Source organism: Thiohalobacter thiocyanaticus, assembly GCF_003932505.1.
GTDB classification, from domain to species: domain Bacteria; phylum Pseudomonadota; class Gammaproteobacteria; order Thiohalobacterales; family Thiohalobacteraceae; genus Thiohalobacter; species Thiohalobacter thiocyanaticus.
In genome coordinates, this window is record NZ_QZMU01000001.1 from 882,196 (window position 1) to 901,140 (window position 18,945).

23 protein-coding genes are annotated in these 18,945 nt (G+C 65.5%); 19 read left to right on the forward strand and 4 right to left on the reverse strand.

Annotated elements, in window-relative coordinates:
• Positions 1–4 precede the first annotated feature (4 nt).
• The 17 genes from D6C00_RS04145 to mgtE all read left to right on the forward strand — a co-directional run bounded on the left by D6C00_RS04145 (position 5) and on the right by mgtE (position 13,397).
• Positions 5–190 carry a hypothetical protein gene (locus D6C00_RS04145; protein ID WP_125180438.1) on the forward strand — a complete coding sequence of 62 codons (186 nt, stop codon included), beginning with the start codon at positions 5–7 and terminating at the stop codon, positions 188–190.
• Positions 191–231: 41 nt separating this feature from the next.
• Positions 232–1,218, forward strand: a complete 987-nt coding sequence (locus D6C00_RS04150; RefSeq protein ID WP_125182359.1) for a calcium/sodium antiporter — start codon at positions 232–234, stop codon at positions 1,216–1,218.
• Positions 1,219–1,230: 12 nt separating this feature from the next.
• Entirely contained in the window at positions 1,231–1,425 is a 195-nt protein-coding gene (locus tag D6C00_RS04155) for a heavy-metal-associated domain-containing protein (protein WP_125180439.1), read from the forward strand.
• A gap of 10 nt (positions 1,426–1,435) precedes the next feature.
• The gene (locus D6C00_RS04160; protein WP_399360125.1) at positions 1,436–2,410 is read left to right on the forward strand and encodes a KpsF/GutQ family sugar-phosphate isomerase; all 975 of its coding nucleotides are present in this window, start codon (positions 1,436–1,438) and stop codon (positions 2,408–2,410) included.
• Positions 2,411–2,589: 179 nt separating this feature from the next.
• The gene (gene kdsC / locus D6C00_RS04165; protein WP_125180440.1) at positions 2,590–3,150 is read left to right on the forward strand and encodes a 3-deoxy-manno-octulosonate-8-phosphatase KdsC; all 561 of its coding nucleotides are present in this window, start codon (positions 2,590–2,592) and stop codon (positions 3,148–3,150) included.
• Positions 3,147–3,725 carry an LPS export ABC transporter periplasmic protein LptC gene (gene lptC, locus D6C00_RS04170; RefSeq protein WP_158675280.1) on the forward strand — a complete coding sequence of 193 codons (579 nt, stop codon included), beginning with the start codon at positions 3,147–3,149 and terminating at the stop codon, positions 3,723–3,725. The genes kdsC and lptC overlap by 4 nt, the downstream gene beginning before the upstream one ends.
• Positions 3,726–3,735: 10 nt before the next feature.
• Entirely contained in the window at positions 3,736–4,242 is a 507-nt protein-coding gene (gene lptA / locus D6C00_RS04175) for a lipopolysaccharide transport periplasmic protein LptA (protein WP_158675281.1), read from the forward strand.
• 7 nt (positions 4,243–4,249) lie between these two features.
• Entirely contained in the window at positions 4,250–4,975 is a 726-nt protein-coding gene (gene lptB / locus D6C00_RS04180; RefSeq protein ID WP_125180443.1) for an LPS export ABC transporter ATP-binding protein, read from the forward strand.
• Positions 4,976–5,067: 92 nt separating this feature from the next.
• A complete protein-coding gene (locus D6C00_RS04185) occupies positions 5,068–6,585 on the forward strand; it encodes an RNA polymerase factor sigma-54 (RefSeq protein WP_125180444.1) in 1,518 nt (505 codons plus the stop codon).
• Between the two features lie 37 nt (positions 6,586–6,622).
• Complete coding sequence (hpf, locus tag D6C00_RS04190) at positions 6,623–6,952, forward strand: ribosome hibernation-promoting factor, HPF/YfiA family (RefSeq protein ID WP_125180445.1); 330 nt, start codon at positions 6,623–6,625, stop codon at positions 6,950–6,952.
• A gap of 47 nt (positions 6,953–6,999) precedes the next feature.
• Positions 7,000–7,473, forward strand: coding sequence for a PTS IIA-like nitrogen regulatory protein PtsN (gene ptsN / locus D6C00_RS04195; protein ID WP_125180446.1), 474 nt, complete (start codon positions 7,000–7,002; stop codon positions 7,471–7,473).
• Entirely contained in the window at positions 7,470–8,411 is a 942-nt protein-coding gene (gene hprK, locus D6C00_RS04200; RefSeq protein WP_125180447.1) for an HPr(Ser) kinase/phosphatase, read from the forward strand. The genes ptsN and hprK overlap by 4 nt, the downstream gene beginning before the upstream one ends.
• Positions 8,408–9,256, forward strand: a complete 849-nt coding sequence (gene rapZ / locus D6C00_RS04205; protein WP_125180448.1) for an RNase adapter RapZ — start codon at positions 8,408–8,410, stop codon at positions 9,254–9,256. Before hprK ends, rapZ begins: the two co-directional genes overlap by 4 nt.
• The gene (locus D6C00_RS04210; RefSeq protein ID WP_125180449.1) at positions 9,253–9,651 is read left to right on the forward strand and encodes a PTS sugar transporter subunit IIA; all 399 of its coding nucleotides are present in this window, start codon (positions 9,253–9,255) and stop codon (positions 9,649–9,651) included. Before rapZ ends, D6C00_RS04210 begins: the two co-directional genes overlap by 4 nt.
• 242 nt (positions 9,652–9,893) lie before the next feature.
• Positions 9,894–10,163: an HPr family phosphocarrier protein gene (locus D6C00_RS04215; protein ID WP_125180450.1), complete on the forward strand. Its 270-nt coding sequence runs from the start codon at positions 9,894–9,896 to the stop codon at positions 10,161–10,163.
• Between the two features lie 13 nt (positions 10,164–10,176).
• Complete coding sequence (gene ptsP / locus D6C00_RS04220) at positions 10,177–11,919, forward strand: phosphoenolpyruvate--protein phosphotransferase (RefSeq protein ID WP_125180451.1); 1,743 nt, start codon at positions 10,177–10,179, stop codon at positions 11,917–11,919.
• Positions 11,920–12,035: 116 nt separating this feature from the next.
• Positions 12,036–13,397 (forward strand): magnesium transporter, encoded by a 1,362-nt coding sequence (gene mgtE / locus D6C00_RS04225; protein WP_125180452.1) that lies wholly within the window; start codon positions 12,036–12,038, stop codon positions 13,395–13,397.
• A 172-nt stretch (positions 13,398–13,569) separates the two neighbouring features.
• On the opposite strand, the gene D6C00_RS04230 is transcribed toward mgtE, so the two are convergent.
• Both D6C00_RS04230 and D6C00_RS04235 read right to left on the reverse strand, forming a co-directional pair.
• Positions 13,570–14,076 (reverse strand): DUF302 domain-containing protein, encoded by a 507-nt coding sequence (locus tag D6C00_RS04230; protein ID WP_125180453.1) that lies wholly within the window; start codon positions 14,074–14,076, stop codon positions 13,570–13,572.
• Between the two features lie 81 nt (positions 14,077–14,157).
• Positions 14,158–14,910, reverse strand: coding sequence for an MBL fold metallo-hydrolase (locus D6C00_RS04235; RefSeq protein ID WP_125180454.1), 753 nt, complete (start codon positions 14,908–14,910; stop codon positions 14,158–14,160).
• A 189-nt stretch (positions 14,911–15,099) separates the two neighbouring features.
• Here D6C00_RS04235 and D6C00_RS04240 point away from each other — a divergent pair, with 189 nt between their 5' ends.
• The gene (locus D6C00_RS04240) at positions 15,100–16,449 is read left to right on the forward strand and encodes a TrpB-like pyridoxal phosphate-dependent enzyme (RefSeq protein ID WP_125180455.1); all 1,350 of its coding nucleotides are present in this window, start codon (positions 15,100–15,102) and stop codon (positions 16,447–16,449) included.
• Positions 16,450–16,536: 87 nt separating this feature from the next.
• Here the strand turns inward: D6C00_RS04240 and D6C00_RS04245 are convergent, their stop codons facing one another.
• Together D6C00_RS04245 and pmbA are read right to left on the reverse strand one after the other, a co-directional pair.
• Complete coding sequence (locus D6C00_RS04245) at positions 16,537–16,863, reverse strand: glucosamine--fructose-6-phosphate aminotransferase (RefSeq protein ID WP_125180456.1); 327 nt, start codon at positions 16,861–16,863, stop codon at positions 16,537–16,539.
• Complete coding sequence (gene pmbA, locus D6C00_RS04250) at positions 16,860–18,224, reverse strand: metalloprotease PmbA (protein ID WP_170165442.1); 1,365 nt, start codon at positions 18,222–18,224, stop codon at positions 16,860–16,862. The genes D6C00_RS04245 and pmbA overlap by 4 nt, the downstream gene beginning before the upstream one ends.
• Positions 18,225–18,361: 137 nt before the next feature.
• Between pmbA and yjgA the strand changes: the two genes are divergently transcribed.
• Positions 18,362–18,895, forward strand: a complete 534-nt coding sequence (gene yjgA / locus D6C00_RS04255) for a ribosome biogenesis factor YjgA (RefSeq protein WP_158675282.1) — start codon at positions 18,362–18,364, stop codon at positions 18,893–18,895.
• Positions 18,896–18,945: the final 50 nt, after the last annotated feature.

The following is an 18,945-nucleotide window of genomic DNA, read 5'->3' on the forward strand; positions in this document are numbered from 1 at the left end:
CCGCATGTCCAACATCGTCCAGTTCAAGCGTCCGAAGGCCGCCGACAGGCACAAGGGCAACACCCTGTGCCGGCGCGGCTTTCACAAGTGGGAACCGGTCAAGGGAACGCCCTTCGATGTCGACAGCGGCCGGCTGGTCACCCGCTATCGCTGCGTGCGCTGCGGCGCCACCCGTACCGAGGCCCGATAGGGTCAACAGACCCTGGATTCCATGAGGTCCCATTCGCAATGATGTGGCAGTTCCTGCTGGCCGTGATCGGCGGCTTCGCGCTGCTGGTCTGGGGCGCCGACCGTTTCGTCGTCGGTGCCGCCGCCACCGCGCGCAATCTGGGCGTGGCGCCACTGATCATCGGCCTGACCATTGTCGGCATGGGCACCTCGGCCCCGGAGATGCTGGTTTCGGCCATGGCCGCCTGGGACGGCAATCCCGGTCTGGGCATGGGCAATGCCGTCGGTTCCAACATCGCCAACATCGGCCTGATCATCGGCCTGACCGCCCTGATCGTACCGCTACGGGTCTCCTCCATCACCCTGCGGCGTGAATTCCCGGTGCTGCTGGGCATCATGCTGGCGGCGTACCTGCTGGTCGCCGACGGCGACCTCAGCCGCAGCGACGGCACCGTGCTGCTGCTCGGTCTGGCCGGCATGCTGGTCTGGCTGGTCTGGCTCGGGCTCAACAGCCGCGGCGACACGATCGACCCGCTGCTGACCGAGTACACCGAGGAGATCCCGGTCGGCATGGCCATGCCGACCGCGCTGGGCTGGCTGGCCCTGGGCCTGGTGGTGCTGCTGGTCAGCTCCCGGGTCCTGATCTGGGGGGCGATCGGCATCGCCGAGACCATGGGGGTGTCGGACCTGATCATCGGCCTGACCCTGGTCGCCCTGGGCACCAGCCTGCCGGAGCTGGCCGCAGCCGTCGTGAGTGCCCTCAAGGGCGAGCACGACATCGCCCTGGGCAACGTGATCGGCTCCAACATGTTCAACCTGCTCGGGGTGCTCGGGCTGCCGGGCCTGATCCACCCCGCTGTGGTGGAGCCGGAGATGCTCAGCCGCGACTTCTCCGTCATGGCCGGCCTGACTGTATTGCTGCTGATCTTCGCCTACAGCTACCGGCGCCGGGCGCGGCGGATCAACCGGTTCGAGGGCAGTGTGTTGCTGCTGCTCTATCTCAGCTACATCGGCCTGTTATACTGGAGCATCGCTCCCCAGCAGATATAAAGACATCGGATCATGGAAATCGAATTCAGCGTCACCAACGTCAAATGCAACGGCTGCGTGAAGACCATCGAGGATGGCCTGCACACCGAGCCCGGGGTCGAGTCGGTCAAGGCCGGCCTGGACGGCAGCGTGAAGGTCAGCGGCAATGATCTGGATCGCGCCGCGCTGGCCGCCCGCCTGTCCGAACTCGGTTATCCGGAAGCCTAGTGGTCCTTCAATGATGGACGCCACCAAGCTCAAGGCCCTGGGGCTGGCCGTAATCGAGACCGAAACGGCCGCGCTGGACGCCCTGCGTGAGCGCATCGACGAGCACTTCGTCGCCGCCTGCCGGCTGATGCTGGAATGCCACGGACGCGTGGTGGTGCTGGGCATGGGCAAGTCCGGGCACATCGGCGGCAAGATCGCCGCAACGCTCGCCAGCACCGGCACGCCGGCCTTCTTCGTCCACCCGGGCGAGGCCAGCCACGGCGATCTGGGCATGATCACCCCGAAGGACGTGGTGCTAGCCATCTCCAATTCGGGCGAGACCCAGGAGCTGCTCACCATCCTGCCCATCATCAAGCGCCTGGAAGTGCCGCTGATCGCCCTGACCGGCAATCCCGCCTCCACCCTGGCGCGCGCGGCCAACACCCACATCGACGTGGGCGTGGATCGCGAGGCCTGCCCGCTCGGGCTGGCGCCGACCTCCAGCACCACCGCCACCCTGGCCATGGGCGACGCGCTGGCCATCGCCATGCTGGAGGTGCGCGGCTTCACCGCCGAGGACTTCGCGCTGTCGCACCCCGGCGGCAGCCTGGGCCGGCGTCTGCTGCTGCGCATCGACGACATCATGCACACGGGCGACACCATCCCCCAGGTGCGCAGTCACGCCCCCATCACCGAGACCCTGCACGAAATGACCCGCAAGGGGCTGGGCATGACCGCGGTGCTGGACGACCAGGACCGGGTCATCGGCATCTTCACCGATGGCGATCTGCGCCGGGCGGTGGATCACAACGTGGATCTGCACAACACCGACGTGGCCTCGCTGATGACGCCCGACTGCATCACCATCCAGCCCGGTCTGCTGGCCGCCGAGGCGCTGGCCATCATGGACAGCCGCAAGATCAATGCCCTGCTGATAGTCGATGAGGGGCAGCATCTCGTCGGCGCCCTGGGCATGCACGATCTGCTGCGGGCGGGGGTGGTATAACCGAACCCAGTGCCTATGGCCCCGGCCCCATTAAAGACTCCCCGTCATTGCGATGCCCAGACCCGAAGGGTGGGGTACCCATGATGAAGCCCGAAGGGATTCTATGGGAGCAGTGACGAAGCAATCTCTCAAGGCTTCCTGAGCATCACGAGATTGCCGCGCCGCTTTCGCGGCTCGCAATGACGACAATTTCATTTACGGGACACAAGACCGACATCATGCAAGACATCATTGAGAAAGCCGCCAACATCAAACTGGTCATCTTCGACGTCGACGGTGTACTCACCGACGGCTCGCTGTTCTACGGCGACGACGGCCAGGAATACAAGGCCTTCAACTCCCGCGACGGCCACGGCATCAAGATGCTGAAGAAATACGACGTCGAGATCGGCATCATCACCGGCCGCACCTCGCAGGTGGTCGAGCACCGGGTGCGCAACCTGGGCATCACCCATGTCTACCAGGGCCAGCTGGACAAGCTGCCGGCCTTCGAGGAGCTGATCGCCCGCCTGGACGTAAACCCGGAGCAATGCGCCTATGTCGGCGACGATGTGGTGGATCTGCCCATCATGAGCCGGGTCGGCCTGGCCATCGCCGTGCAGGACGCCCATCCCTTCGTCAAGAAGCATGCCCACTGGATCACCCCCAGCGGCGGCGGACGCGGTGCGGCGCGCGATGTGTGCGAGCTGCTGATCGAAGCCCGCGGCAAGCTCGAACAGGAACTGGAAAGCTATCTTTGATCCGTCAGCGACACTGGCCGGCCCTCCTGCTGCTGGCGCTGTTCGCCGGCCTGAGCGGCTGGATCTACCAGCAGGCCACCCGCGGGGACGCACCGGAGACCGCCTCTGCCGCACGGCATCCGGACGCCTTCGCCACCGGCGCGGTACTGTCGCAGTTCAATGCCGAGGGGGTGCTGGAGTACCGGCTGTGGGCCGACCGCATGGAGCATTTCCCCCACGACGACAGCACCGAGCTGAGCCGGCCCTACGGCGAGCTGTACCGCATCGACGCGCCGCCCTGGCGCATCCGGGCCCGCCACGGCTGGGTCGCCAGCGAGGGCGAGGAGATCCGGCTGCGCGGCGAGGTCGAGATCCAGCGTGACGGCTCGCCGGCCAACCGCCCGGTGGAGGCCTGGTCCGACAGCCTCGATCTGTGGCCGGAGCGCGATTACGCCGCCACCGATGATAAGATCACCTACATCACCACCGACCTGCGGGTCGAGGCCGTGGGCATGCGTGCCCGGCTCGACACCGGGGAGCTGGAACTGCTTTCCCGCGTCCGGGGCCTGCACACCCCGGCCCGGACAACCCGATAGGATGACAACCATGCTCAGTCGGCTGTACCGCCTTACCCTGTCCCTGCTCGTACTTGGATGCGTGATCAACACGCCCGTCCAGGCGCTGTCCAGCGACCGCGACCAACCCATGCACATCGAGGCCGACCATGCCGACATCAACGACCAGACCGGCGTGCATGTCTACACCGGCAACGTGGTGGTCACCCAGGGCAGCATGCGCCTGACCGCCGATCACCTGACCCTGCAGATCGAGGCCGGCGAGATCGTCGAGGGCGTGGCCCTGGGCGAGCCGGCCACCTACAAGCAGCGTCCGGACAACAAGGACGAGGACGTCTACGCCGAATCCCTGCGCATGGAATACTATGCCGGGAACGAGCGCATCATCCTGATCGACGAGGCCGAGGTCACCCAGGCCGGCGACATATTCCGCAGCGAACGCATCGTCTACGATGTTGCCCGGGACGTGGTCAACGCCGGCGAGGGCGAAGGCGACCGGGTCCGTATCACCATCCAGCCACGCAACTCGCAAGAGTAAGCCGCCCATGCCGCGCCTCATCGCCACCGAGCTGGTCAAACGCTTCAAGTCGCGCACCGTCGTCGACCGGGTTTCGGTCGAGGTCGCCAGCGGCGAGGTGGTCGGCCTGCTCGGCCCCAACGGCGCCGGCAAGACCACCTGCTTCTACATGATCGTCGGTCTGATCCCCTGCGACGGCGGACGCATCGAGATCGACGGTCGGGATCTGACCGCCGCCCCCATGCACGTGCGCGCCCGCCACGGCGTGGGCTATCTGCCGCAGGAGGCATCCGTGTTCCGCAAGCTCAGCGTGCGGGACAACCTGCTCGCCATCCTGGAGACGCGCAGGGAACTGGACCGCGCCGGGCGCGAGCAGCGCCTGGAGGCCCTGCTGGCGGAACTGCACATCAGCCACCTGACCGAGCAGACCGGCATCAGCCTGTCCGGCGGCGAGCGCCGGCGGGTGGAGATCGCCCGGGCGCTGGCCGCCGAACCGCGCTTCATCCTGCTGGACGAGCCCTTCGCCGGGGTCGACCCCATCTCGGTCGGCGACATCCAGCAGATCGTCAAGCACCTGTGCGACCGTGATATCGGCGTGCTGATCACCGACCACAACGTGCGCGAGACTTTAGGAATCTGCGATCGTGCCTATATCCTCAACGAAGGCATTGAAATCGCCGCCGGCAGCCCGGCGGAGGTTCTGGCCAACGAACAGGTAAGAAATTGTTATCTAGGCGAAAATTTCAGCCTCTAGCAAAGGCCGTCCATTCAGTGGCACAATAAATGCTTGCAGGGTAAATCAGCCTGTCCCATCATGCAGCGACGCGATCCCCGACACACAACTATATGAAACAGTCGATACAGCTTCGTCTTGGTCAGCATCTCACCATGACACCCCAGCTGCAGCAGGCCATCCGGCTGCTGCAGCTGTCGACCCTGGAGCTGCAGATGGAAATCCAGCAGGCGCTGGATTCCAACCTGATGCTGGAGGCTGTCGACGGGACCGAGGCGGAACCCCGGACCGAGGCCGAAGACCGCAGCGAGGCCGAGGCCGAAACCGTCAAGGAGGCCGCGACCGAGTCGGCCGAGACCGGCGGCGAAACCGAATACAGCCAGGCCGATTCCGACCTGGGCGCCACCGCCAACGACATCCCCGACGACCTGCCGGTGGACACCGGCTGGGACGACATCTACGACTCCGGTGCGACCAGCTACAGCGCCCCCGCCGGCGATGACGACCGCGACTACCTGGAGACACACAACACCGGCAGCGAAAGCCTGCAGGAGCATCTCACCTGGCAGATGGAGATGTCGCCCTTCACCGAGACCGACCAGGCCATCGCCACCGCCATCATCGATTCCATCAACGACGATGGCTATCTGGGCATGCCGCTGGAGGACATCCACCAGGGCCTGCTGGAAAGCCATCCGGAACTCGAGTTCGACGAGGTCGAGGCGGTACTGCACCGCATCCAGCACTTCGACCCCATCGGGGTCGGCGCCCGCTCGCCCGGCGAGTGCCTGGAGATCCAGCTCAGGCAGCTCGACCCGGACACCCCCTGGCGCGACACCGCGCTGAAGCTGATCCAGCAGCACCTGGAACTGCTGGGCGGGCGCGACTATCAGCAGCTGATGCGCCGCCTCAAGCTCAGCCAGCCGGAGCTGCAGGAAGTGATCGGCCTGATCCAGACCCTGAACCCGCGCCCGGGCTCGGCCATCTCCACCGCCACCGCCGAGTACGTCATCCCCGACGTCTTCGTCCATAAGGACAAGAAGGGCCAGTGGCGGGTGGAGCTCAACCCTGACGCCGTGCCCAAGCTGCGCATCAATTCGCAGTACGCCGGTCTGGTGAAACGGGCCGACAACAGCGCCGACAACAACTACCTGCGCAACCACCTGCAGGAGGCTCGCTGGTTCATCAAAAGCCTGCAGAGCCGCAACGAGACCCTGCTCAAGGTAGGGCGTTGCATTGTCGAGCGTCAGCGCGCATTCTTCGATTATGGAGAAGAGGCGATGAAGCCGCTGGTGCTGCGCGACGTGGCCGAGGCGGTGGAAATGCATGAATCGACCATATCGAGGGTCACAACCCAGAAATACATGCACACCCCGCGCGGCATCTACGAGTTCAAGTACTTCTTCTCCAGCCATGTCGGCACCGCCGACGGCGGCGAATGTTCCGCCACGGCCATCCGGGCCATGATCAAGAAACTGGTGGCGGGCGAGAACCCCGCCAAGCCCCTGAGTGACAGCAAGATCGCCGATCTGCTATCCGACGAAGGTATCAATGTTGCGCGACGCACGATCGCCAAATACCGCGAGGCGATGGCCATTCCGCCGTCCAATGAACGCAAACGACTCGCCTGAACCTCTACATATCATCCGCACCTTAAGGAGTGGCGCCATGCAAATCATTCTCACCGGTCACCACGTTGACATCACCGACGCCCTGCGCGACTACGTCAACAGCAAGATGGAACGCCTGGAACGGCATTTCGACAATGTGACCGACATCCATGTCGTGCTGAGTGTGGAAAAGCTGCGCCAGAACGCCGAGGCCACGATCAACGTCAACGGCGGCAAGATCTTCGCCGACAGCACCGAGGAAGACATGTACGCCGCCATCGATGCCCTGGTCGACAAACTCGATCGGCAGGTGAAGAAGCACAAGGAAAAGCTCAAGGATCACCACCGCGCCGAAGGCAACAACGTCAAGACATCCACCGCGGAATAAACCCGGCGCCGGGCCGACCCGTCCGGCAGGAGGAAACAGCGGAGACCATGAATATCACCGAACTTATCAGCCCGCAACGGGTCGTCGCCCGGCTCGGTACCACCAGCAAGAAGCGCGCCCTGGAACAACTGGCCGAGCTGCTCGCCGGCCATGCCCCCAGCCTCACGCCGGAGGAGATCTTCGACAGCCTGATCGGGCGCGAGCGCCTGGGCAGCACCGGCCTGGGCCAGGGCGTGGCCCTGCCCCACGGCCGTCTGGCCGGCCTCACGGAGCCGCTGGGCGCCTTCGCCAGCCTGGACCCGGCCATCGACTTCGATGCCATCGACCACCAGCCGGTCGATCTCATGTTCGCCCTGTTGGTGCCGGCCGAATCCACCGACGAACACCTGCAGATCCTGGCCGACCTGGCCCGGCGCTTCAGCGACAAGGGCTTCACCGAGGACCTGCGCCACGCCGCCACCGGCGAGGAGCTGTATCAACGTTTTCTGACCCAGGACGCCCGGCAGCGCGAATCGGCATGAGCAGGCACCTGACCGTGGGCGAGCTGTTCGATGCCCTGCAGCGGCGCCTCGGTCTGACCTGGGTCAGCGGTGAGCGCGAACGCTCCCTGCACTTCGACAGCACCGACGACGCCCAGACGGGCTCCCTGGTCGGGCACCTCAACTTCATCCATAATCACTGCATCCAGATCATCGACCGGATCGAGCTGGCCTATCTGAACGACCTGGAACCCGAACGCCGGGACGAAGCACTCGATCACCTGTTCGCCCCCGTCACCGACGCCGTCATCCTGGCCAATATCGAGCCGCCGGCCGACCTGCTCCAGGCGGCCGCGCTCAAGGGCACGCCGCTGCTCACCTCCACCCAGCACGGGCCGGAGCTGATCAACCACATCGAGTACTACTACGCCCACTATCATTCCACCAAGCTGGTCATCCACGGCGTGTTCATGGAGGTCATGGGCATCGGGCTGCTGATCACCGGCGATGCCGCCATCGGCAAGAGCGAGCTGGCGCTGGAGCTGATCAGCCGCGGCCACCGTCTGATCGCCGATGACAGCCCCGAGTTCGCCCAGGTCGCCCCGGACATCCTGAGCGGCACCTGCCCGCCGGTACTGCGCGACTTCCTGGAGGTGCGCGGCCTTGGTATCCTCAACATCCGCGCCATGTACGGCGAGAGCGCGATCAAGTACAGCAAGTACCTGCGCCTGATCATCCACCTGCAGCAGATGGAGGACGACGCGCTGCGCCAGATCGACCGCCTGCGCGGCAGCTACCACACCCGGCGCATCCTGGAGGTGGAGGTGCCGGAGATCACCCTGCCGGTGGCGCCGGGCCGCAACCTGGCGGTACTGGTGGAGGCCGCCGCCCGCAAGCACATCCTGACCATGCGCGGCCACGACGCCGGCGAGGAACTCATTCAACGACAGCGGGAACAGATTCAGCAAACGCCTGAATGAAACTCATCATCGTCAGCGGGCTGTCGGGCTCGGGCAAGAGCGTGGCCCTGAACACCCTGGAAGACCTGGGCTACTACTGCGTGGACAACCTGCCAGTCGCCCTGCTGGAGCCGCTCGCCCGCGAACTGACCACCGCTCGCCAGGACCGCGCCGCCGTCGGCATCGATGCCCGCAACCACCGCCAGGACCTGTCCCGCTTCCGCGACATTCTCGCCGGGCTCGAGGCCCAGGACATCCAGACCCAGATCGTCTTCCTGCAGGCCTCGGACGAGACCCTGCTCAAGCGCTTCAGCGAGACCCGCCGCAAACACCCGCTGACCGGCGGCGACACCACTCTGGCCGACGCCATCCGCAGCGAGCGCAACCTGCTCGAGCCCATTTCCGCCAGCGCCACCCTGCACATCGACACCACCCACACCAACCTGCATCAGCTGCGCGACCTGGTGCAGGAGCGCCTGGCCGACAGCCGGCCCGACCGCCTGTCGCTGCTGTTCAAATCCTTCGGCTACAAACACGGCCTGCCGGACGATGCCGACTTCGTCTTCGACGTGCGCTGTCTGCCCAACCCGCACTGGATCCAGGGCCTGCGGCCGCTGACCGGCCGCGACCAGGCGGTGATTGCCTACCTGGAGGAGCAGTCACCGGTGGACGCCATGTTCCGGGAGCTGTGCCGTTTTCTCGACGACTGGCTGCCGGCCTTCGAGAAGGGGAGCCGGCGCTACCTGACCGTGGCGCTCGGCTGCACCGGTGGCCAGCACCGCTCGGTCTACATGGCCGAAAGGCTGGGCAAACACTTCGCCGACCGATATCCTTCCGTGCTGGTCCGTCACCGGGAACTCTCATGAGCGTCGGTCTGCTGATCATCACCCACGGCGACATTGGCAGGATGCTGCTGCACACCGCCACCCACATGCTGGGGGTGTGCCCGCTGGAGACGCGTGCGCTCAAGGCCAGCTTCGACTGCGACCCCGACGCCACGCTGGCCAGCGCCATCGAATACGGCCGCGAACTCGATTCCGGCATGGGCGTGCTGATCCTGACCGACATGTACGGCTCCACCCCCAGCAACATCGCCACCCGGGTACAGGATCATGTCACCGCCAGCGTCGTGGCCGGCATCAATCTGCCCATGCTGGTACGGGTGCTGAACTACCCCCGCCTGAGCCTGCCGGAGCTGGAGGAGAAGGCCCTGTCAGGCGGGCGCGACGGCGTGCTGCCCTGCCACCCGCAGGAACGGTGATCCTAGAAACCACAGTTGACCGCTCAATGAATCCACAGGGCTGAGGAATGCAAAAATTTTCATTTTTGACAGGCATTACCGGACGGGTGAGAGCGCTACGCGCCCGATTGCACGTCCGGCGCGCCCGCTGGCGGTGTTGTTCCTCCTTGCAGGGGATGGCCCTGCAGCGTCGTCGCGCCGTGCCAGCGAACACGCCAGCCACACACTCGGGCGCGTTCAACTGTGGTTTCTAGGATAATGCAATGCAGAAAAAAGAACTCACCATCATCAACAAGCTGGGCCTGCACGCACGCGCGGCGGCCAAGCTGGTCACCCTGGCTTCGGAGTTCGACAGCAACATTAAGATCGCCCGCAACGGCCAGCAGGTCAACGGCAAGAGCATCATGGGCATCATGATGCTGGCCGCCTCCAGAGGCACCACCCTGGAGGTGAGCGCCGAGGGCAGCGACGAAGCCGAGGCCATGGCCGCCATCGAGAAACTGATCGGGGAGCGTTTCCATGAACCGGAATAAGGCTGACTGACAGGTGGCCGTGCAGCTTTCGGGCATCGGCGTCTCGCGCGGCATTGCCATCGGCAGGGCCCACCTGCTCGAACGCCACCATCTCGACGTCACCGAATACCGGATCACCGAAGATCTGATCGAGGCCGAGGTCGAGCGCTTCCGCCTGGCCCTTGGCGGGGCGCGCGAGCAGTTGCGCGGCATTCGCGGCCGTATCCCCCCCGACACCAGCGCCGACATCGTCGAGTTCATCGACACCCACCTGTTGATGCTGGAGGACTCCACCCTGACGGTGGCCCCGGAACTGCTCATCCGCAACCAGGGCATCAATGCCGAGTGGGCGCTCAAGCAGCAGCGCGACGCCCTGGTGCAGGTGTTCGAGGCCATGGACGACGCCTACCTGCGCACCCGCAAGGACGACATCGACCATGTGGTCAGCCGCATTCAGCGCCTGCTGGTACACGACGAGAAAGTCCAGGACCTGGGGGCTGCTGACCACCTCAAGGGCAGCATCGTGCTGGCCGACGAGCTGACCCCGGCCGACGCCGTACTGCTGTATCACCAGGGCGCAGCCGGCTTCATCACCGAGTACGGCGGGCCGCTGTCGCACACCGCCATCGTCGCCCGCAGTCTGCGCATCCCGACCCTGGTCGGCGTGCACAACATCCACCGCTACATCCAGGATGGGGAGACTCTGATCCTGGACGGCCAGGAAGGCCTGGTGCTGGCCGGCGCCGACGCGCCCGTGCTCGAGCATTACCGCCAGCGCCAGGCAGAGGAGCTGGAACGAGCCCACGTCCTGGTCAAGACCCGGTACGAACCGGCCTGCACGCAGGATGGCGTCTCCATCCGGCTGCTGGGCAACATCGAGCTGCTGGAGGATGTCGAGGAGGTCATCGACGCCGGTGCCGAAGGCGTGGGCCTGTACCGCACCGAGTTCCTGTACATGAATCGCGAGGACACGCCGGACGAGGAGGAGCAGCTCGAACACTACCGCGCTGTCATCGACCAGCTCCGCGGCCGGCCGCTGACCATCCGCACCCTGGACCTGGGCGCGGACAAGGCGCTGGACCAGGAAACGGCGCATCACTGCGCCAATCCCGCCCTGGGCCTGCGCGCCATCCGTCTGTGCCTGCACGACCCGAGCCTGTTCCGGCCCCAGCTCAAGGCGGTACTGCGGGCCGCTGCCCTGGGCCCGGTGGAGATGATGCTGCCCATGCTCTCCAGCCTGGGCGAACTGCGCCAGGCCCTGGCCCTGATCGCGGAGGTCAAGCAGGAGCTGGCCGCCGAGGGTAAGGACTTCGATGCCGCCATGCCGGTCGGCGGCATGATCGAGGTACCGGCGGCCGCGCTGGCCGCGGACATGTTCGCCGCCGAGCTGGATTTCCTGTCCATCGGCACCAACGATCTGATCCAGTACACGCTTGCCATCGACCGCGTCGATGACGAGGTGAATTATCTCTACGACCCCACCCACCCGGCGGTGCTGGATCTGATCCGGCGCATCATCCAGGCCGGCGCCCGCCACAAGGTGCCGGTGTCCATGTGCGGCGAGATGGCCGGCGATCCTCTCTACAGCCGGCTGCTGCTGGGACTGGGGCTGAACAGCTTCAGCATGCAGGCCTCCTCGCTGCTCGAGGTCAAGCACCTGATCCGCCAGACCCGGCTGGATCGCATCATGGAACCGGTCGAGACCCTGATGCAGACCTGGGATCCGGACCGGCGCGCCGAACTGCTCGCACAGATCCAGAACCTCCAATGCACGTGATGCCGGCTGCGAAAAAAACGGCGGCAGGATGACGCCTGCCGACCGTCCCTGCTAAACTGCGGCGGAATCAACGTCTTGCCCATAGCGGGCGAGTCTCGCGCTGAGGACCCCGCCGCATGGCCGACAGCCACAAGGACACCACCCAGGCCCAGGACCATCTGCACAAGGTCTCGGATGCACTGGCCTCGGGTGCGGCCAGCCGGGTGCGGCGCCTGATCCACAATCTCCGTCCGGCGGAGATCGCCCACGTCCTCGAATCCATCCCCAAGGACCCCCGCATCATCCTGTGGGAACTGGTCGACCCCGACGACCGCGGCGAAGTACTGCTGCACGTGGGCGACGAGGTCCGTTCCGGCCTGATCAAGGAGATGGAGGCCGGCGAGCTGGTCGCGCTGACCGAGAACCTCGATACCGACGACCTGGCCGACCTGCTGCAGGACCTGCCCGGCACCGTCATCCACGAGGTGTTGCGGTCCATGGACCTGCAGAACCGCCACCGGCTGGAATCGGTACTGTCCTATTCGGAGGACACCGCCGGCGGTCTGATGAACGTGGACACCATCACGGTCCGGGCCGATGTCAGCCTGGACGTGGTGCTGCGCTACCTGCGCCTGCGCGGCAACCTGCCGGATCTGACCGACAGCCTGATGGTGGTGGACCGCAACGACCGCTATCTCGGACTGCTGCCGCTGTCCAGCCTGCTGACCACGGATCCGGAACTCAGCGTGGCCGAGGTGATGGTGCGCGACGTGGAAGGCATCCCGGCCGAGACCACGGCGGTCCAGGTGGCCAAGCTGTTCGAGGACCGGGACCTCATTTCCGCGCCGGTCATCGATCAGAACGGCCGGCTGCTGGGCCGTATCACCATCGACGACGTGGTCGACGTCATCCGCGACGAGGCCGACCACTCGCTGATGAGCATGGCCGGTCTGAACGAGGAAGGCGACATCTTCGCCCCGGTGTTCGCCAGCACCCGGCGGCGCTCGATCTGGCTCGGCATCAACCTGATGACCGCCTTGCTCGCCTCCTGGGTGATCGGCCTGTTCGAGGCCACCCTGCAGCAGATCGTCGCACTCGCCGTGCTGATGCCGATCGTCGCCAGCATGGGCGGCATCGCCGGCAGTCAGACCCTGACCATCGTCATCCGCGGCCTGGCGCTGAACCAGATCGGCAAATCCAATTCACGGCTGCTGATGACCAAGGAACTGGCCGTCGGCGCGCTCAACGGGATATTGTGGTCGGTCGTGGTGGCAGTGATCGCCGCGCTCTGGTTTCAGAGTGCGCAGGTGGGCATCATCATCGGTGCTGCCATCATCATCAACCTGGCCTTCGCCGCCCTGGCCGGCTTCGGCATCCCGCTGATGCTGCAGCGCATGGGTATCGACCCCGCGCTGGCCGGCAGCGTGCTGCTCACCACCGTCACCGACGTGATCGGTTTTCTGGCCTTTCTGGGGCTGGGGACGATATTCCTGCTGTAGATGAAGTAGCCGAGGGAAACGGGCCTTCCGGCGTACCGTGGCTACTTCAGTCCCGTCATCCCCGCGCAGGCGGGGATCCAATAACCACAGCGGTATCTGGATCCCCGCCTGCGCGGGGATGACGACAGTGGTTTGACAACCTGGATTTATGCAATGATTGGGTTAACGGGCCCTAGAACGCCCCCGTGGCTCCGGCCTCCATGATCCGCAGCAGCTTGTCGTTGATGCCCTGCGCCATCTCCTTCAGCTCCGGCGACAACGGCGTGTTGTCGATGAGCAGATCCAGGTCCAGCATCATCAGCCAGGTCTGGCCTTCCGAGTCCTCGACCAGGGCGATGCGGCAGGGCATGTAGGCGGCGAAGATGGCGTTGTACATGACCATCCTGTGGGCGTCACCGGGATTGCAGAACTGCATGATGTGCAGTGGACCGGAATCCACACCGCGCGCCTTCAGTTCCTCCGACACCGGCTGGTGGGCGACGATCTTCATGTTCAGCTCCGCCGCCTTGGAGCGCATGAAGTCCATGGCGTCAACGACACTGACACCCTCCTCCAGCGGCATCCTCACCACGGTCTGGGCGATGTCGAAACGCTGGGCACCGTTGTCGGCGGCCTCCTCGGCGTGGGCGGAAAACGCAAGACCCAGCGCCAGCAACAGGGCGGTAAACAGATTTCTCATCTCGGCTCCTCGACAGAGTGTTTAAGCATCAAGCTTAGTTGATGCCGGCGGACGCGCAACACAGCGCAGCCCGAAGTCGCTTCAGCCCTGATCGTGGCGCAGACAGGGCTGGCGATATTCCTCCGGCACATTCGGCGGACAGGCGCCGCACAGCTGGTTGCCGGGCACGGCGAAATCGATCTTGCGCGGATAGGGCAGGTCCATGTTGTCCATGATCTCGACGAACTCCTCCAGCGTCTTGCTGTTGCCCAGACGGGGGTTGCGGTTCTTCTCCTGGCCGATGGTGCTGATCTGGCGACCCTCGTAGTCGTGGCAGGGATAGACCAGGGTCTCGTCGGGCAGGGTGAAGAACTTGTCATGGATGCTGCGGTACAGGGTGGCGGCATCCCCGGACTGGAAATCGGTGCGGCCGCAGGCCTCGATCAGCAGGGCGTCGCCGCTGAACAGCATCCTGTGGGTGCCGGTATCGATCAGGTAGGCATGGTGATGGTCGGTATGCCCCGGCGTGAACAGCGGGTTGATCTCGATATTGCCCACCCGGAAGGGCTCGCCCTCGCGCACCCCGATATCGGTGCAGGGCAGCTGGTCCACCGCCGGGCCGACGATGCGGCTGCCGGTCAGTTCCTTGAGCCGCTTGGCCCCGGTCAGGTGATCGGCGTGGATGTGGGTGTCCAGAGTGAAGTCCAGCTCCAGGCCCAGTTCCTGCAGCAGGGACAGGTCCCGCTCCACCGTATCCAGCACCGGATCGATCAGCGCGGTCTTGCCCGTGTCCGGGCAGTGGATCAGATAGGTATAGGTACTTGAGTCCGGCTCGATCATCTGACGAAACAGCATGCTGCCTCCTTTCGGCGTGTTTGCGTGGCTCTACTGGCGTCTATAAGGTGAATGACCGTAAAATACAAGCTTCACCACAATAAACAAGCGGTTAATAACCATTGAAGCAGCGCACCGCTTGACCCGGGTCATTCCGCGCCAGCCGCCCGGGCGTTTCAATTGCCACAGTTATCCAGGGAGACAGCGGCCATGCAGACCAAGATCCTGCTCGACGAGAAAGACATCCCCACCCACTGGTACAACGTCATCGCCGACATGCCCAACCCGCCGGCCCCGGTGCTGGCCCCGGATGGCAGTCCGGTGCCACCCGAGGCGCTGCTGGCCATCTTCCCCGAGGCCCTGGTCGAGCAGGAGGTCACCGATAAGCGCTGGATCGAGATCCCCGAGCCGGTGCGCGAGATCTACCAGCTCTGGCGGCCGTCTCCGCTGTTCCGCGCCCACCGGCTGGAGGCCGCACTGGGCACGCCGGCACGCATCTATTACAAGTACGAGGGCGTGAGCCCCGCCGGCTCGCACAAACCCAACACGGCGGTGGCCCAGGCGTATTACAACCAGCAGGCCGGCATCAAACGCCTGGCCACCGAGACCGGCGCCGGTCAGTGGGGCTCCTCGCTGGCGCTGGCCGGGCAGATGTTCGGCATCGATATCCGGGTCTACATGGTCAGGGTGAGCTACGAGCAGAAACCCTTCCGTCGTTCCATGATGCAGACCTGGGGCGCCGAGGTGCTGGCCAGCCCCACCGACCGGACCGAGTCCGGCCGCCAGATCCTGGCCCGGGACCCCGACTCGCCCGGCTCGCTCGGCATCGCCATCTCCGAGGCGGTGGAAGAGGCCGCCTCGCGCGAAGACACCAACTACGCCCTGGGCTCGGTGCTCAACCACGTGCTGCTGCACCAGACGGTGATCGGACTGGAGGCCAAGAAGCAGTTCGAGCAGATCAACGACTATCCCGACGTGGTGCTGGCCCCCTGCGGCGGCGGCTCCAACTTCGGCGGCGCGGCCTTCCCCTTCCTGGCCGACAAGGCCGCCGGCAGACAGGTGCGGCTGGTGGCGGTGGAGCCGGCCTCCTGCCCCACCCTCACCCGCGGCCACTATGCCTACGACTTCGGCGATACCGTTGGCCACACCCCGCTGATGAAGATGTACACCCTGGGCCACGACTTCGTCCCGCCCGGCATCCACGCCGGCGGACTGCGTTATCACGGCGACTCGGCGCTGGTCTCGCAGCTCTACCACGAGGGTCTGATCGAGGCGGTAGCGGTGAAGCAGCTGGCCACCTTCGAGGCCGGGGTGCAGTTCGCCCGCGCCGAGGGCATCATCCCGGCGCCCGAATCCAACCACGCCATCCGCGCAGCCATCGACGAGGCATTGAAATGCAGGCAGAGCGGCGAGGCGAAGGCGATCTTCTTCAATCTCTCCGGCCACGGTCATTTCGACATGGCCTCATACGACCGCTATTTCAGCGGCGAACTGGAGGACTACGAGTATCCGGCGGAGCAGATCGATGCCGCGCTGGAGCGGTTGCCCAAGGTGGGTTAAAACGACCCGAAGCCTGACATAGACACATGATCCATGTAGGTCGGGTTACGCCCTTTCGGGCTCACCCGGCCTACGAGATCGAAGAATTCAGGAGACAGGAAGGATCTCGGCTTTTCCGTCGGACTTGTCGATGACCAGTTCCAGCTCGCAGTAGGCGGGCTCATGAACCGGATCATCGCCGCAGCTGCAGCCGGCCAGAATCTGCTGAAAGAACACACCCACCCGAAGCTGAAGGGCGCCGTCCACCTCCACCTGCCGGATCAGGCTCAGCGACAGTTCCCGGGCATCGGCGTGGCCGGTATCGGTGACGAGGGGAAGCGCATCCGGACCCAGGGCGGCCAGTTCGTCCTTCAGTACTTCGGTAAAATCTTCGCCACCCCAGGCCGCCAGACTCGCGGTCAGTCTCGGTTTCACTCACCCGCCACCGTCATGGACTCGATCAGGATCGAACCGGTGCGGATATTGCCGCGGGTCTCCAGATCGTTGCCGATGGCCACGATGTTCAGGAGCATCTGCTTGAGATTGCCCGCCACGGTGATCTCCTCGACCGGATACTGGATCTGGCCGTTCTCCACCCAGAAGCCGGCGGCACCGCGCGAGTAGTCGCCGGTGACCAGGTTCACGCCCTGCCCCATCAGCTCGGTGACCAGCAGGCCGGTGCCCATCTCCCGGATCAGGTCGTGGATGTCACGGTCGCTGGTATCCACACTGAGGTTATGCACCCCGCCGGCGTTGCCGGTGGTCTCCATGCCCAGCTTGCGCGCCGAATAGCTGTCCAGGATATAGCCCTGCAGCATCCCGTCGGTGACCAGGTCGCGCGCCACCGTGGCCACGCCCTCGTTGTCGAAGGGCGCGCTGCCCAGCGCCCGCGGCAGGTGCGGCTGCTCGTAGACGTGCATGAACTCGGGAAACACCTGTTTACCCAGGTGATCGAGCAGGAAGCTGGACTTGCGATACAGGTTGCCGCCGCGGATGGCGCCGGTGAAGTTGCGCAGCAGCCCGGTGGCCACCTCGGCGGCGAAGATCACCGGAACCTGGCGGGTACCCAGGCGGCGGCCATCCAGCCGGCGCACGGTGCGCTCGGCGGCCATACGGCCGACGGCATCGGCATCCTCCAGCTCCTCGCTCAGGCGCGAGACCGTGTACCAGTAGTCGCGCTGCATGTGTCCGCCCTGCTCGCCGATCAGCGCACAGCTCAGGCTGTGGCGGCTGCTGGGGTAGCCGCCGAGAAAACCATGGCTGTTGCCGTAGACCCGCAGGCCCTGATGGCTGTTCACCGTCGCCCCCTCGGAGTTGGTGATGCGGGGGTCGGTGTCCAGCCCGGCCCGCTCGCACTCGCGGGCGATCTCGATGGCCTGGTCGGCGGAAAGATCCCAGGGGTGGTAGAGGTCCAGCTCCGGCACCTCGCGCGCCATGCGCTCGGCCGGAGCCAGGCCGGCGGCGGCGTCCTCGCTGGTATAGCGGGCGATGTCGCAGGCCGCCTGCACCGTCTCGCGGATGGTGTCGGGGCGGAAGTCCGAGGTACTGGCCGAGCCCTTGCGCTGGCCGAAGTAGACGGTCAGTCCCAGGCCGCGGTCGCGGTGGAACTCCAGCGTCTCGACCTCGCCCTTGCGCACCGTCACGCCCAGGCCGACATCCATGGACACGGCCGCCTCGGCCGCGCTGGCGCCGGCGCTGCCGGCCTGTTCCAGGATATCCCCCACCATCCGCTCCAGGCGGCCGATATCGGGCAGGCTGGTGTCGTGGGTCGTGACCTCGGTATTGTGCTGGCTCATGATGACTCTCTGCGGGTAATCGAAGCCGTCATGGTAAAGGAATGTCCGCCCCCGCCCAAGGCCGGGCCCGGACATCCCCCTCCCGCGGCCGGGTATGCTATCTTGGACCGATCCGTCAGCCGCAACCCGCCCGAACCATGCACAAGCAACCGGACCTGACTCCCGAGGAAGACGACGACGAGGGCCCCAGCAAGTCCCAGCTCAAGCGCGAGGCCCACGCCCTGCTGGAACTGGGCCGCACCCTGGTGGAACTGCCGGAGGGGCGGCTGGCCGCCCTGCCGCTGGACGACAGGCTGCGCGACGCGGTCCAGCTCGCCCGCCGCATCCATGCCCGCAGCGGGCGCAAGCGCCAGATCCAGTACATCGGCAAGCTGCTGCGCAACGGCGACCCCCAACCCGTCATCGATGCCCTGGAGGCCATCCAGCAGGAAGACCGCCGCGCCGCGCGCGCCTTTCACCAGCTCGAGGACTGGCGCGAGCGTTTCATTCACGAGGGGGACGAGGCGCTGAGCGACTGGTTGGCGCAGTATCCCGGCACCGACCGCCAGCACCTGCGTCAGCTCATCCGGCAGGCACAGAAGGACTACCGGGAAAACAGGACGAAGGGGCCACGCGCGCTGTTCCGGTTTCTGCGTGAGGTTGCGGAATCACAAACCGCGGGCGAACCCTGATTTACCCTCTCCCCGGGGGAGAGGGCGAAGGGACAGTTGCGGAATCAGAT

Excerpts from the sequence above, each read along its gene's own strand:
- D6C00_RS04145 (WP_125180438.1), top strand. The coding sequence starts at position 5 with ATGTCCAACATCGTCCAGTTCAAGCGTCCGAAGGCCGCCGACAGGCAC.
- D6C00_RS04150 (WP_125182359.1), top strand. The coding sequence starts at position 232 with ATGTGGCAGTTCCTGCTGGCCGTGATCGGCGGCTTCGCGCTGCTGGTC.
- D6C00_RS04155 (WP_125180439.1), top strand. The coding sequence starts at position 1,231 with ATGGAAATCGAATTCAGCGTCACCAACGTCAAATGCAACGGCTGCGTG.
- D6C00_RS04160 (WP_399360125.1), top strand. The coding sequence starts at position 1,436 with ATGATGGACGCCACCAAGCTCAAGGCCCTGGGGCTGGCCGTAATCGAG.
- kdsC (WP_125180440.1), top strand. The coding sequence starts at position 2,590 with ATGACGACAATTTCATTTACGGGACACAAGACCGACATCATGCAAGAC.
- lptA (WP_158675281.1), top strand. The coding sequence starts at position 3,736 with ATGCTCAGTCGGCTGTACCGCCTTACCCTGTCCCTGCTCGTACTTGGA.
- lptB (WP_125180443.1), top strand. The coding sequence starts at position 4,250 with ATGCCGCGCCTCATCGCCACCGAGCTGGTCAAACGCTTCAAGTCGCGC.
- D6C00_RS04185 (WP_125180444.1), top strand. The coding sequence starts at position 5,068 with ATGAAACAGTCGATACAGCTTCGTCTTGGTCAGCATCTCACCATGACA.
- hpf (WP_125180445.1), top strand. The coding sequence starts at position 6,623 with ATGCAAATCATTCTCACCGGTCACCACGTTGACATCACCGACGCCCTG.
- ptsN (WP_125180446.1), top strand. The coding sequence starts at position 7,000 with ATGAATATCACCGAACTTATCAGCCCGCAACGGGTCGTCGCCCGGCTC.
- hprK (WP_125180447.1), top strand. The coding sequence starts at position 7,470 with ATGAGCAGGCACCTGACCGTGGGCGAGCTGTTCGATGCCCTGCAGCGG.
- rapZ (WP_125180448.1), top strand. The coding sequence starts at position 8,408 with ATGAAACTCATCATCGTCAGCGGGCTGTCGGGCTCGGGCAAGAGCGTG.
- D6C00_RS04210 (WP_125180449.1), top strand. The coding sequence starts at position 9,253 with ATGAGCGTCGGTCTGCTGATCATCACCCACGGCGACATTGGCAGGATG.
- D6C00_RS04215 (WP_125180450.1), top strand. The coding sequence starts at position 9,894 with ATGCAGAAAAAAGAACTCACCATCATCAACAAGCTGGGCCTGCACGCA.
- mgtE (WP_125180452.1), top strand. The coding sequence starts at position 12,036 with ATGGCCGACAGCCACAAGGACACCACCCAGGCCCAGGACCATCTGCAC.
- D6C00_RS04230 (WP_125180453.1), bottom strand. The coding sequence starts at position 14,076 with ATGAGAAATCTGTTTACCGCCCTGTTGCTGGCGCTGGGTCTTGCGTTT.
- D6C00_RS04235 (WP_125180454.1), bottom strand. The coding sequence starts at position 14,910 with ATGCTGTTTCGTCAGATGATCGAGCCGGACTCAAGTACCTATACCTAT.
- D6C00_RS04240 (WP_125180455.1), top strand. The coding sequence starts at position 15,100 with ATGCAGACCAAGATCCTGCTCGACGAGAAAGACATCCCCACCCACTGG.
- pmbA (WP_170165442.1), bottom strand. The coding sequence starts at position 18,224 with ATGAGCCAGCACAATACCGAGGTCACGACCCACGACACCAGCCTGCCC.
- yjgA (WP_158675282.1), top strand. The coding sequence starts at position 18,362 with ATGCACAAGCAACCGGACCTGACTCCCGAGGAAGACGACGACGAGGGC.